This window comes from Halalkalibacter sp. HAAS-P014 (assembly GCF_056619965.1).
The window spans coordinates 35,706-49,387 of the sequence record NZ_JBWQTV010000012.1; the positions used below are offsets into that span (position 1 = coordinate 35,706).

General features: G+C 38.6%; 11 protein-coding genes. All 11 read right to left on the reverse strand.

From position 1 onward, the window contains the following. Window positions 1-62: 62 nt before the first annotated feature. The gene (locus AC1FXZ_RS10130) at window positions 63-1,286 is read right to left on the reverse strand and encodes an MFS transporter (protein WP_480053153.1); all 1,224 of its coding nucleotides are present in this window, start codon (window positions 1,284-1,286) and stop codon (window positions 63-65) included. A gap of 269 nt (window positions 1,287-1,555) precedes the next feature. Further along, entirely contained in the window at window positions 1,556-3,295 is a 1,740-nt protein-coding gene (locus AC1FXZ_RS10135; RefSeq protein WP_480053155.1) for a nitrilase-related carbon-nitrogen hydrolase, read from the reverse strand. Between the two features lie 419 nt (window positions 3,296-3,714). Further along, the gene (locus AC1FXZ_RS10140) at window positions 3,715-5,082 is read right to left on the reverse strand and encodes an ammonium transporter (RefSeq protein ID WP_480053157.1); all 1,368 of its coding nucleotides are present in this window, start codon (window positions 5,080-5,082) and stop codon (window positions 3,715-3,717) included. A 41-nt stretch (window positions 5,083-5,123) separates the two neighbouring features. Then, window positions 5,124-5,465: a P-II family nitrogen regulator gene (locus AC1FXZ_RS10145; protein ID WP_480053159.1), complete on the reverse strand. Its 342-nt coding sequence runs from the start codon at window positions 5,463-5,465 to the stop codon at window positions 5,124-5,126. A 217-nt stretch (window positions 5,466-5,682) separates the two neighbouring features. Further along, entirely contained in the window at window positions 5,683-6,837 is a 1,155-nt protein-coding gene (solA, locus tag AC1FXZ_RS10150) for an N-methyl-L-tryptophan oxidase (protein ID WP_480053161.1), read from the reverse strand. A 33-nt stretch (window positions 6,838-6,870) separates the two neighbouring features. After that, window positions 6,871-8,217 (reverse strand): type III glutamate--ammonia ligase, encoded by a 1,347-nt coding sequence (gene glnT, locus AC1FXZ_RS10155; protein WP_480053163.1) that lies wholly within the window; start codon window positions 8,215-8,217, stop codon window positions 6,871-6,873. Window positions 8,218-8,239: 22 nt separating this feature from the next. Further along, window positions 8,240-9,598, reverse strand: coding sequence for an FMN-binding glutamate synthase family protein (locus AC1FXZ_RS10160; RefSeq protein WP_480053165.1), 1,359 nt, complete (start codon window positions 9,596-9,598; stop codon window positions 8,240-8,242). Then, complete coding sequence (locus AC1FXZ_RS10165) at window positions 9,580-10,287, reverse strand: hypothetical protein (RefSeq protein ID WP_480053167.1); 708 nt, start codon at window positions 10,285-10,287, stop codon at window positions 9,580-9,582. The genes AC1FXZ_RS10160 and AC1FXZ_RS10165 overlap by 19 nt, the downstream gene beginning before the upstream one ends. After that, a complete protein-coding gene (locus tag AC1FXZ_RS10170) occupies window positions 10,275-11,171 on the reverse strand; it encodes a class II glutamine amidotransferase domain-containing protein (RefSeq protein ID WP_480053169.1) in 897 nt (298 codons plus the stop codon). Before AC1FXZ_RS10170 ends, AC1FXZ_RS10165 begins: the two co-directional genes overlap by 13 nt. A 142-nt stretch (window positions 11,172-11,313) precedes the next feature. Then, entirely contained in the window at window positions 11,314-12,063 is a 750-nt protein-coding gene (locus AC1FXZ_RS10175; protein ID WP_480053171.1) for an IclR family transcriptional regulator, read from the reverse strand. 37 nt (window positions 12,064-12,100) lie between these two features. After that, window positions 12,101-13,366 (reverse strand): allantoate amidohydrolase, encoded by a 1,266-nt coding sequence (locus AC1FXZ_RS10180; RefSeq protein WP_480053173.1) that lies wholly within the window; start codon window positions 13,364-13,366, stop codon window positions 12,101-12,103. Window positions 13,367-13,682: the final 316 nt, after the last annotated feature.

The following is a 13,682-nucleotide window of genomic DNA, read 5'->3' on the forward strand; positions in this document are numbered from 1 at the left end:
GATTCTCGCTGCCTGCCGTCCTCTTTTTCGAAAAAAAACCTAACACCCAGTATACTTGTTTTTCACTGGGAAGTTAGGCTTTTTTTATCGCTAGTAGATAGATTGTTAAGCTCTTTTTGACTCTTCTTTTTTTCTATAACAAATTGTCTAGCTGCAAATAGTACGACACAGAAAAACAAAAATGTTGCAAAATAAATTTCTGTGAATGTTTTCCAGTTAAACAAAACAGTTCCAATCATAGGCCCTACCGCCATCCCCATATAACGAAACAGGTTATAGACCCCAAGCGCAGTTGCTCGATTTTCTTTAAATTCACGTACTAAAACAGTTGTTTGCACAGGTCCTGCTAAACCTGTGAATAGGCCAAATAAAGAGATGAAAACCATAATAAAAACAAGTGATATTGGAGCAAACAAAGGATATAGTGCAATTGATACAACGTTTAATGAAGCTGCAAAAAGTAGAAAAGAAAATTGATCAAAGTATTCTTGTAATCTGCCACCTGCCATGCTCCCTATCACAATGGACACTGTCATACATAAGAAAATTAAGCCAATTTGGCTAACAGATAAAGCATAATAATCTGATAATATGTATGGTAAAAATACTAGAAACTGATAATATGTATAGAATTGAATAAACCCTAACATTACAACTGCAGAACCAATTCTATTAGAGAAGATATTTATATATTCTCTAATACTAAATTTCTTTCTAACTTTACTATCAGAAGCTGTGCTCGTTTCGGGCAAGAAATAAATAATCGCGCCCCAAATACAAATAGCAGTTCCAATTAGCACCCAAAAAACACCATGGAATCCGAAGTATGCTCCAACAAAGCCACCAATGACTGGTCCTAATACCGTCCCTAGCGACACCAACATTTGGAAGGTTCCCATATTACGACCTAATTCTTTTCCTTCGAATAAATCTCCAATAACAGTTGTTGCTACTACAGAACCCGCTGCAATACCGACAGCCTGTATCGCACGAAAGAAAATAAATAGCCATATACTTGGCGACAACACAACACCAATCGTAGCTATGATATAAATGAGCATTGCAGGTAGCAAAATTCGCCTTCTGCCATACCGATCAACTAGTGGACCATAGACTATTTGCATTACTGCTAGAAAGAGCGTAAAAATAGAGATTGTTAAATTTACCAGGAAAGCTGATGTTAGAAAATATTCTTGAACTTCCGGAATTAATGGAACATAAATACTTTGAGTAAATGGTGCAAAAAAAGCAGCAAATGATACTAAAAAAACGATTAATTTCTTCATTTCAGATCCCAGCTTTCTTTTATGATTATAGGTAATAACCTATAATCTGATATTGCCGATAATTCTAATTATTCAAAGCGTAAATTCATATTCATATGTTCCACCATTAGTTAGATATTGTCAATGATACATCTATTAATTCGTAATTTAAAAATATGAAAGCTCTAAACAAAATCCCCTCCATAGTTTTTGGCAGAATAAGAACAAAAGGAAATAATAAAAATGAACGTCATATTCATTATTTCCTCTTAAGCTTTCTAAGTTTCTGTCTACAAAAATGGAGGGATTCTAGTCACAAGAGGTTTGTAATATGCTGTCCTTCTTGTCAAAATAAGCTTTTCTTGATCCAACCACCAATCTGTTTTCATTGTCTTAAAATCATTCATTAAAACTTCTTCTTTATTATTAGTGGCAATGACCGTAGAATCCTTCACATAATTTTGATCTAGATTATAAATAGCACTGCTACCCTTAAATCCACGCTCTGTACCGATAAAATTGGCGACTATTGTATATGATTGTGATCCTTTCGCCACAGCATCCCAAGTTGTTACAGAATTCTTCGGATAAGGCTTAGGGTACACCTTTTGATTGATATCAATTTCCGCACCGTATTCTCCACTCCAACTAGAAGGGATACAAATCAGATCAGCCCTCTTAACAGTTAGTACACCTGCAATTTCTGGGAAGCAAGCATCATAGCCAATCATCATCCCTACTCTTCCAAAACCATTAATCGGTGTAACAGATATCTGATTTCCTGGTGTCGCCCAAGATTCATCATACTCATTTAACTGAATTTTTCGATGCTTACCGATCACTTCACCATCAGGGCTAATTAAAATTGCTGTATTATAATAATGAGGATCTTCTCTTTCAACAAATCCAAAGACCAAATGAGCGCGTACCTCACGTGCAAGTTGCTTCATCTCTCCTACCGACGAACCATCATCCGTTTCTGAATAAGGACGAATCTCTTGCTTTTTTATAATATTCACAGGTCCAATTAGCGATAATTCAGGTAAGACAATGAGATTAACGCCTTTTTTTACTTTTTCTTTTACAAGTTGTTTCACTTTTTTTAGATTTGCTTGTTTATCACCTATCACTGGTTCATATTGAATTGCAGCGGCATGGATATGACGAGATTCGGTATTTTTTGTGTAATCCCACGGTCCTAAAAAGAGCATCAAATCCTTATATGATTCCATTCGCCTTTCAAGAATTCTTTCCTTTGCCGGATTTTCATACTGGATCGGATCAACCTCACTGTAAATGATTCTCGATTCATTTTTCGATTCATCTGTTATATCTGTGTATGGCGCCTCTGCTAGCTTTTTTCCAGTCGGTGACCACACGGCACTTAAACCAACCATATGGAAGTCTTCTTCTGTATTGGATCGATTGGCACTAATCACATACAAACCGTTCATTTCAGCCCAATGTTGTAATAATGATATGGATGCTCCTGACGAATTAGTTGGAAAACATAAAATATCTGCTCCATTCACAGCCGCTAACCTTGCCGATTCAAAATAAGTAGAGTCCTGACAAATAATCATTGCCAGTTTCCCTAGTTCTGTTTCAAAAACCGGACAGCCGATATCGCCCCAACAAGACCAATAATTCTCAACAACCCATTGATGCAGCTTTCGGTATTTCCCAATATATCCCTCAGGACCTATTAAAGCCGACGAGTTATAATATAAACCACTTGTAAGATCATGTTCAGCCATTCCAATCACAATATATGTATGATATTCTTTCGCAATTAGCGCAAACTGCGCTGTTGTAATACCAGGTACCGTATCAACATACGGTGATATCGAAGAACGATCTAAGTAGTGATAACCAGTTGTTGCCATCTCTGGTGTTAAGATCAGTTTAGCACCATTCTCTGCTGCCTCCCTAACTAGTTTTAATAATGTTCGAATATTTGTATTACGTCGGTTTAATGTAGGATTAAACTGTATGGATGCAACTTTGAATGGCTCTCTTACTTTTGCCATATTATCACCCTTTCTATAAAGCCTTAAATATTATTATTTCTTCACGAGTACATTTTTTTAGGTATGTAAGAAAAGTAAAAGAACAAGAAGGAAACCGTCAATTATAATGGTTTCCTTCTTATGAATACATTCAGTTAGTTTATATGCAACTTTTAAATTTGTAAATGCTAAACACGTCTTGTGATGAGATCATACTATTTATTTAATTCTGAAAAGACAGTTATTCGACAGTTCATGTACAACCACCATTAACAATAACTCCAATTATGTCCTACACCTTTAAGATGTTTAATTAAATCGAAAGTATTCACATACTAAAGGGAACTGTATTAATGGTTACCGAAAAAATAATTGTTACCTACCAAACAGTAAACAACAAGGAAACCATTTGCATGAATGGTTTCCTTGTTGTTTAAAATCTAAACTACATCTTTGTTCGTTCTCCCTAAATTATTCAAACGATTCGCAAGACCAAACGGTTCTTCTGAAGAAACTTGTCTGCTAGAAACCCTCGAACCTAAATGTGATCCCATGTCATAAGCTGAGCTGCCATGCTCCGTAATATCGAGGCCTTCAATTTCAATCTCTTTAGGTACACGAATGGGTCCAAATAATTTGGCAACACCTACAGCTAATGCAGCTGTTGCCCCCACCCATATAAGTACTGCAAAAATACCGATAATTTGTATTCCTAATTGTCCGAATCCTCCTCCGTATATTAAACCGACATCAACAGAAAAGATTCCAATCGCAATGGTACCCCAAATCCCACAAACACCATGAACGGCAACAGCCCCTACTGGATCATCAATTTTTAACTTTCGGTCAATAAATTGAACAGATTCGATTAAAATCACACCAGCAATTGCTCCGATAATAACGGCACTGATCAAGGACACCGAATCAGCACCAGCCGTGATTCCAACCAACCCACCTAGTGCACCATTTAAAGTTAAGGATGCATCGACACGTTTATATTTTAATTGTGAATAACCGGCAGCACCAATTACCCCTGCAGATGCTGCTAAAAGTGTATTGGTTATAACTACAGGTACTAACTCTGGATCTGCCGCTAACACACTTCCACCATTAAAGCCAAACCAACCCCACCAGAGAATAAAGACACCAAGTGCACCAAGTGGGATACTATGGGCTTGAATTATATTCACTTTACCATTTGTGTATTTTCCAATACGACCTCCAAGAAAAGCAGCAACAACAAAAGCACCAATCGCACCCGTTAAATGGAGGACCGATGAACCAGCAAAGTCAATAAATCCTAACTGATCGAGCCATCCACCTCCCCAAGTCCAATGCCCTACGACTGGATAAATAATAACAACCATTGCTGCAGTAATAAGCAAATAACTTGATAACCGAATTCTTTCTGCAACTGCTCCAGAAATAATTGTCGCGCACGTGGCCGCAAAAACAGCTTGGAAGACAAAGAAAGACATGTCAACCTCATTGCCTATTAGAAAAAAACTATCGATCCCAATTATTCCATTTGCTGAGGTACCAAACATAATTGCATAACCTGCCGCAAAATATAAAATCGCGCCAAATGAAATCGTCAGAAAGTTCTTCATTAGAATACTAAGGGCATTCTTTGAGCGTGTAAATCCGATTTCAAGCATCGCGAACCCACCATGCATGAGAAAAACGATAATGGTCGCAACAATGATCCACATACCATCCAATGTTGTATTAGTAACTGGTTCCTCTGCACTAACAGCCGGTGCCAACATCATAAAAAGGCTTAGCAAGCAAAAGATTTTCCCCTTCATATATCCAACTCCTATTACTTAGATTTTTATTAAGAATGGAATTAAACAATTGCCGATAACCCACTTTCACCTGTTCGGATACGAATAACTTGTTCAACATTAGTAATAAAAATTTTTCCGTCTCCTGCATCTCCTGTTGCGCAACAACGTTGAATAATTGAAACAAGTGAATCTACTTTCTCTTTATCAATTACTAGTTCCACTTTTACTTTAGGTAATAACGTAATTTCATACGTATTCCCTCTAAAGATTCCCTGTCGCCCCTTTTGAACACCACAGCCTCCAACCTCTGATACGGTCAAACCTTTAATTCCAAACTTCTCAATTTCTTCGCGAAGATTTTGAAAATACTCCGGCCGAATGATAGCTTCGATCTTTTTCATGGTTAACCCCTCCTTTTGATAATTTTATATTCCCATAATGGGTTATCAAAAAAAACTAACCTTTCTTATATTGTGGGAAAACTTGTTTTTGTCCGTCATATATTCTACTGACTTATTCTTTTATCTCTGTTAGCTCCCATAAGAAAAAGCTGCCGAAGAAGGCACTTCTACCTTTTTCAGCAACCTCTAACTAGGTTCTTGTATTCTAAACTGACTACTAGTTAATTAAATTTTCTATATTTACTAGACGGTTCACACGAAGAAATGAAATATCTCTCTCTGTTTGTGCGTCAATCGCTAGGTCGGCTAAAATGCTGCCGATAACACTTGCAAACTTAAATCCGTGACCTGAAAACCCTCCAGCTAAAATAACATGATCATGTTGTGGGTGAAGATCAACAATAAAGTCAGAGTCTGGTGTATGGGCAAACATACTTACCTCCCCCTTTAGTAATTCTCCGAGGGCTTGAGGCATGTATTGTTCTAAGAAGCTACGAATCTCGCTTTCATCGTCTGCATAATAACCGAATTCCCGATTTACGGTATCTGGGTCACAATCATAACCTAAATCCATTCTACCCAGCTTAAGTCCCCCTCCATCAAAATCTGGAAAGCCATAGTAATGGCCAATTGATTTGGTATCAAACACAAAACAAGGAAAGTCTTCGCTATAAAGCCGGCCATCTTTCGGTTTAAACCAGCCTATTGTTTTCCGGACAGGTGTAATCGGCAAATTGACTGATTTTAAAACTTTTGGAATCCATGCACCTGCTGTTATAACAAGCTTCGCACCTGTATACATTCCGTTGGGCGTTGTGACTGTAACAAATTCGTCATTGATATCAATCGCAAGTACAGCTTGATTTTCATAGACGTCTGCCCCTAGTTTTACTGCCTCCTCTTTGTACGTTTGAATGCATTCCTCGGAATATAGAAAACCCGAATCCGGATCATAGCTTCCGACATAGCCTTCTGGCAAACGCATTCCAGGCCAGCGCTCCATAATACTTTCAGCACTTAACTTTTCATAGGGTAGCCCGTGCTGAATCGAACTATCAATTGCTTCTTTTACGAAACGAGAGTCAGCATGGCCCACCGTTAACGCACCAGTTTTCTCATAAAGTAATTTCCCTGTTTCTTTCTCCAATTCGTTCCAAAGCCTTAAAGACTCTTTTACTAGAGGTACATATTTCCCCCCGTTACCATAGCCCATTCTAAGCATTCTAGTATGACCATGGTGGCTCGCGTATAAATTAGGGATTGCAAATTGATCGATCATTAAGACTTGCTTTCCTCTCTTTGATAAGTAATAGGAAGCTGCAGATCCCATTGACCCTCCTCCTACTACGATCACATCATATTTTTTCCCCAAACGATTCATCCCCTTAGATTCGTTTAAAATTCATTAGCTTTCTTTTAAATATTTTTCAATCTCCCAAGTACTTACATCATTATGATACTCAGACCATTCCTCCTTTTTCCTTTTAATATATGTGTTCATAAAGTCTCCACCTAAGGCTTCAAATAAGACTTCATTTTCCTCTAATTCAGTTATTGCTTCTTGTAATGTAGATGGTAATTTCTCTACTTGAGGACCTAACACACTAATAGATTCTGAATTCTCAGTCATTATTATATCTGGGTCTATCTTCTTTTCTATCCCATCAAGCCCTGCTGCCAAAATTGCAGCAGATGCAAGATATGGGTTCGCATGATTGTCCATTGCTCGAAACTCAATACGTCCTTCACCTGGTAATCGTACAAGCTGTGTCCGATTATTGCCTCCATAAGAGATCCTGTTCGGTGCCCAGGTTGCACCTGAACTTGTTGACATTGCTGTCAATCGCTTATATGAATTTACTGTCGGGCACACAATTGCAGCAAGTGATTTAGCGTGATTTAAAATACCACCAATAAAATGATAACCTAATTGTGAAAGGTCGTTACCTTTCGGATCTAATATATCTTTAAATAGATTCTCACTTCCGTTCCATAAGCTTAGATGCATATGACAACCGTTACCAGTAAGTTTCGAAAATGGTTTGGGCATAAAAGTAGCGACTAAATTTCGCTCCTCAGCCATGCTGCGAACCATATATTTAAAGAAAAGTAAGCGATCAGCCGACGTAAGTACATCTGCAAATTCAAAATTCACTTCGAACTGGCCATTGGCATCTTCGTGATCAGCTTGAGACACACTCCATTCTAATTCTTCCATATAGTTGATTAATGTGCTTAAAAAGTCGTAATTTCTCATTAATGCAACTTGGTTATAACAAGGTTTGTTCGCTACATCAAAAGGGTCTGCAGGAGAAAGACCTCCTGTCTCATCTTCACGAAGAAGTGAAAACTCCGGTTCTACACCTGTCTTCATTTCATATCCAAGCTTCTTCGCTTTTTCCATCACATTTAATAAGATTGTCCTTGTGCAAAAAGACCACGATGTACCATCCTCCGTCAAAGTGCCAGCAAACCATGCTAAGTCTTTTTGCCAAGGTAAAATTGTCATAGAACCTAAATCCGGGATACATAGAATATCCGGATCCGTCGGGCCGTGTCCTAAATCTCCGACAGCAAAACCGGCAAAACCTGCTCCGTTATCGCATACGGATGAAAGACGTTTGGAAGGGACCAATTTCGCTCGTGAAGAGCCATTCATATCTGAAAAAGAAGCGAGCAAAAACTGGATATTTTCTGCTTCAATTTTCTTTTGAATTTCCTCTAGCTTCGATATTGAAACAACACTGTTCATCTTAATCACCTTCCTTAAAGTTTTATTTAGGTACGAGCTCTTTTTGTTCAGTTGACTGCTCATAATTCGCCCAATAAGGTTTTCTACTGCCCATTCCGACGATCGGTACACCAGTAATCATCGATGTATTCATCGTTAACGAACGTAAATCTGTAGGGTCTAAGTCACCAACTTTACTTTTCCCACAGGAACGTGCAAAGATCTGCATTTCCATGGTAAGTGAATTTATATAGTTTTCCACCCGATCGGCTGCTTCCTCTGAATCTAATCGCTTCATTAACTCAGGATCTTGTGTCGCTATCCCAACAGGGCATTTCCCAGTATGGCAATGATGACAAGCAGAAGGAGCTGTACCTAACGCTTCATAATCATTAACATAAAGAGATTTATTGCAATTTAGGGCAACGAGCATCGCTGTTCCTATGTAAACAACGTCTGCTCCGAGTGCAATTGCTTTGGCCGCATCTGCACCATTTGCAATTCCCCCACCAATAATTAATCTCACTTCCTCTTTCATGCCGATTTCATGCAATGCTTCGGCCGCTTCTACTACAGCAGCAATTGTTGGAATCCCAGTATGGTCTAATTGAATTTCCGGAGATGCAGCTGTTCCACCTTCCATACCGTCAATCACAATAGCATCGGCTCCAGCTTTTGCTGCGAGCTTTGTATCATCATAGACTCGGCCTGCACCAACTTTAATGAAAATCGGCACTTCAAAGTTGGTTGCAATTCGCACTTGATCAATTTTCACACCAAGATCATCTGGCCCCATCCAGTCTGGGTGACGACACGGACTGCGTTGGTCAACACCTAAAGGAAGGTCTCGCATCGTCGCTACTTCTTCTGATACTTTTTGGCCAAGTAATGTACCACCTGTACCTGGCTTTGCACCTTGGCTGACTACAATCTCTACAGCATCGGCACGTTTTAAGTCGTATGGATTCAAGCCATAACGGCTCGGAAGCAATTGATAAACTAATTTCTCAGATGCTTCACGTTCAATTGGATGCATCCCCCCATCCCCTGTACATGTACTAATACCACAGCGTGTTGCAGCAATTCCAAGTGCTTCTTTCGCATTGGAATTAATTGCTCCAAAGCTCATTCCTGCTACCATAATAGGCGTTTCAAGTACAAGTGGACGCTTAACTTTCCCTTCACCGATAACAACCCTTGTGTCACATTTTTCACGGTATCCTTCCAGGGCAACACGTGATAGACCCGCTGGGGTAAAGACTAAATCATCAAAAGAAGGAAGGTCCAATCGTTTAGTTGCTTGCCCTCTGATACGGTAGCGTCCCAGTTCGGCTTTTTCCTGAATTTCTTCAATTTTTTCTGGACTCCATACTTTGCTTTTTCTTATAATATTGTTTTCCATACGCCAAACTCCTTTTTATTGAAATTATGAAGCACACCGTTACAAATTATCTTCTTAAAGGTTGGAGGAACCTTCATCCCATAGCTTTCAAGTGTTGACTTTAATTCCATGTATTCCTCCTTTGGTAACTCTACGATTTCTGTACCATTTCCTAACTCAGCAATCTCCCCGGCAACATAGATTGTTCCGTCGTACATTGAATCGCCAAGAGCTTTCCCTGCATTTCCACAAATAATCATTTTCCCCTTTTGCATCATGAATCCTGTCATATAACCGACATTCCCTCCAACAATTAACGTTCCTCCTTTAAGGCCAATCCCTGCGCGAGCTCCGACACTTCCTTTTACGACAATTGTCCCTCCGCGCATTGAAGCGGCTGTCGATGAAGCTGCATTTCCTTCAACAACAATTTCCCCGTTCATGAGGTTTTCACCGATTGCCCATCCTGCATTGCCATGAACCTTGGCTGTTATAAGATCACAAAGACTCGCTGCATAATAGCCAACATCGCCTTTATAAACGATGTTAATCGGATCAGTTATTCCAACCCCTAAATTGTGACGTGCTTGTGGGTTTTCAATAATGACTTCTTTCACACCATCTTTAGCAGCCACTGCTATCTTTTCATTCACATCCTGTAAGGGTGTTATTTCACAATCAATGACAATCGCTTCTTTTACAGATTCCATATCATGACCTCCTCAGAGCTGGGCTCAAATACGTTTAAATTCTTACCAAATCCATTTGTAATTGCCATACTTTCGGATGCAAAAGCTACAAAATCTTCTGTTTCAGCTATCATCATTGGTTTCATTCCAAACGGTTCTTTCGCTAGTCCTACTTGGGTTGGTGTAATTGCAATATAACTAAACGAGCCATCAAGATCTTCTAAAGAACATTCCATTGCATCTTGTAAGCTCATACCCGATTTCAACTTATCTACTAAATAGACTGCGATAATTTCAGAATCATTTCCTGTAATAAAGGCATACCCCAGATTCTCATATTTGCTTCGTAATGTAATATAGTTTGTAATATGTCCATTATGGATTATTGTTAAGTCCTTACCTGCGTGACAGCATAAGGGCTGTGAATGAGAAATATCTACTTTGCTCTCTGTTGCCATTCTTGTATGGCCGATTGCTACTTGGCCGTCATATTCTGAAATTTTGAATTGAGTTTCTAAATTTTCTGCCCCTCCTAAAAACTTTAATACTTCTATTTGATTTCCATAGCTTGCAACGGAAACGTCACTATCAATGTTGTTAATAGATAAAACGAGCGCTTCTTCATCCTCAATATCTTTTAGGATCGCACGTACGTAATTTCCATGATCAGATAGTTTTTCTATTGTCACGTATTCAGTTAGCAGATTAGTAATCTTTTCACCGTTTTCTGGCTTTTCATAATTCACATCAATATATAATAGATTCTCTGCTTTTGGATGTAAGAGAGCGACACCTGTTGAATCAGGACCTCTTCTGCTTAAACTTTCAAGCATCTTCACAACAATTTCTCCTGTCTTTTTCTCATGAACTGTATTTTTGTAAATGAGTCCTCCAATACCGCACATTTTTCTTCACCTCATTCAATATTTATTCTTTGATTTGTTTCTACGTTTATAATAAAAATGACTATTACCAATTTTCAGTAATCTCTACCCGTGATGTGAGAACATATATCTTTTCATGTTAGAACTTCTGCCGGAGTGTTTTTCACCGATTTAACCAACCTAACTCCTCCGATACGTCACAAGCTGCACGTGTAGTCTGTTTAATAAAATTACTAAGTCTTGTACCAACAAATCGTTCTTTAGGTCCTGCCACACTTATCGATGCAATTACTTCATTTTCCCAAGAAAAAATCGGTGCCGCTACACTGACCGTTCCTTCTGTCGTTTCCCCATAAGAAATAGAAAAGCCTTGATTTCTGATCACTTCCAGTTCTTCCATTAATGCATCTACGTTATTGATCGTGCCAGACTCGAATAGACTGGACACAATATTTTGAGTTTTAATTGGAGGAAAAAACGCTAGTATTACTTTTTTTGACGCTGCTGTACTTAACGGCCTCCTAAGTCCTACCGGCTCCGATATCCTTAAAAATTGTGGAGAATCAATACAATCAATAAAGATACCATCACACCCTTCAGGTACGGTCAAATAAACACTTTCTTTCGTTTCCATTGCTAATTGTTTCATGATTGGGAGGGCTTCGTTTCTAACAGATAGGTTATCACGAATCGATAGACCTAATTCCATTAATGATAAGCCTAACCGAAACTTCTTTGACTCTTTATCTCGAATGACAAACCCTGCTTCTGATAAACAACCAAGTAACCGGTGTACGGTCTGTAACGGGATATTTAACTCGTGGCTAATTTCTGTTGTACTCCACGCTTCTTTTTCTTCAGAGGGTTTAATTGCCGTTAAAATAGAGATTGTTTTTCGAATAACTTCAGCCACATTTCCACCTCCCAAAACATCAAGTGATCTTTTTAAACTATTGACACAAAGAATCCAGTTGTTGATCTAATGCCAAAAGAGTATTTAGCAAAACATTAGCTGCTTTTTCAATGTCTTCAATACGGCTGAATTCCTCCGGACAATGACTTTTTCCAGCTACACTTGGTACAAACAGCATCCCACTTCTGGTAATAGAAGCCATATGTGTCGCATCATGCCCTGCCATACTCCCTAGTAAAAGAGATTTGTATCCTAACTGCTTTGCTTGTTCAATCATTTGTTTAATTAATACTTCATCCATCAGTGCAGGAGCTTGATCTAGCCGTATAGATCGCTTTATATGAAGAGATCTCCTGCTCAAAATTTCTCTAACAGCGTCATTCCACTTTACGAGAACGTCGTTAATCTCCTCCGTTGATTTCCCTCTAATTTCTAAAGAAAAGGTCACTTCATTCGGTATAATATTAGACGAATTCGGGGAAATATTCATTTTCCCCACCGTTCCAACTACCTCATTTTCAGGATAGGTTCTGCAAATACTCTCTAAGGCAAGAATCATCTCACTAGATGCAGTTAAAGCATCTTTACGATCATCCATTAATGTTGTTCCGGCATGATTTGCCTCTCCCAATACGGTAACTTCTTCCCTATAAATTCCTGTTATGGCTGTTACGACTCCAATAGGAACAGCGCGATTTAATAGTCGTTTCCCCTGCTCAATATGAACTTCAACATATGCAGCTAATTCCTCAGGGTCTCTTACAGCCTTATCAAATTGTTCAGGATTACCACCGGCACTTTTTAATACTTCCATTAAATTAGTTCCATTAGGATCCTTAACATCAAGAATATCTTCTTTCTTTAGTTTTCCTGTCAGTGCACGGCTGCCAAATGTTGAAAGACCAAATGGATTGGGCTCTTCTGCGCTAAAAGAAACGAGTTCAAAAGGATGTCGTGTTGTAATCTTATTTTCTTCAAGTATGCGCATTACTTCGAGTGCTATTAACACCCCTAATGCACCGTCATATTTCCCTCCATTAGGGACCGTGTCGATATGTGACCCGAAAGCAATTGCAGGTAAAGTATGATCCGTCCCTTCCCGCTTCGCCCATATATTTGCTGCCTCGTCAATTCTTATATTGAGATTGATTTTAGAAAGTTCTCCTTTTAGCCAGTCTCTTGCTGCAAGTTCCGATTGGGTAAAAGTGGTTCGATCTAACCCACCTTTTTCATTGCGTCCAAAAATAGATAAATCGTCGATAGACTGACGTAACCTTTCAATATTAATCTGGTAATTAGTCATATTCATTTCCTTGCATCAGCTCCTCCCATTAATTGATAAGTTATAGCTCATATCTCACAATCGTTTCTTGCTACATGTAAATAGTATCCACATATTGAGCAAAAAGGTTATTTTTTGAGATATAATATTACAAATATTCCAAATACCAGTTTTAACAAATAAATAAAAACCTTCCAATTAATATTTGGAAGGTTTTACAGATTGTCGAGAAACCCCACTTTTTTTAGTGGGGTTTCTCTTTTTACATTATTTTCTCTCTAAGGGTTAAGAAATAAATCATAAATGGAAGATTGCCAACCACCTCACCCTCTGGTGA

Excerpts from the sequence above, each read along its gene's own strand:
- AC1FXZ_RS10160 (WP_480053165.1), bottom strand. The coding sequence starts at position 9,598 with ATGGAAAACAATATTATAAGAAAAAGCAAAGTATGGAGTCCAGAAAAA.
- AC1FXZ_RS10180 (WP_480053173.1), bottom strand. The coding sequence starts at position 13,366 with ATGACTAATTACCAGATTAATATTGAAAGGTTACGTCAGTCTATCGAC.
- AC1FXZ_RS10135 (WP_480053155.1), bottom strand. The coding sequence starts at position 3,295 with ATGGCAAAAGTAAGAGAGCCATTCAAAGTTGCATCCATACAGTTTAAT.
- AC1FXZ_RS10165 (WP_480053167.1), bottom strand. The coding sequence starts at position 10,287 with ATGGAATCTGTAAAAGAAGCGATTGTCATTGATTGTGAAATAACACCC.
- AC1FXZ_RS10130 (WP_480053153.1), bottom strand. The coding sequence starts at position 1,286 with ATGAAGAAATTAATCGTTTTTTTAGTATCATTTGCTGCTTTTTTTGCA.
- AC1FXZ_RS10140 (WP_480053157.1), bottom strand. The coding sequence starts at position 5,082 with ATGAAGGGGAAAATCTTTTGCTTGCTAAGCCTTTTTATGATGTTGGCA.
- glnT (WP_480053163.1), bottom strand. The coding sequence starts at position 8,217 with ATGAACAGTGTTGTTTCAATATCGAAGCTAGAGGAAATTCAAAAGAAA.
- AC1FXZ_RS10170 (WP_480053169.1), bottom strand. The coding sequence starts at position 11,171 with ATGTGCGGTATTGGAGGACTCATTTACAAAAATACAGTTCATGAGAAA.
- AC1FXZ_RS10145 (WP_480053159.1), bottom strand. The coding sequence starts at position 5,465 with ATGAAAAAGATCGAAGCTATCATTCGGCCGGAGTATTTTCAAAATCTT.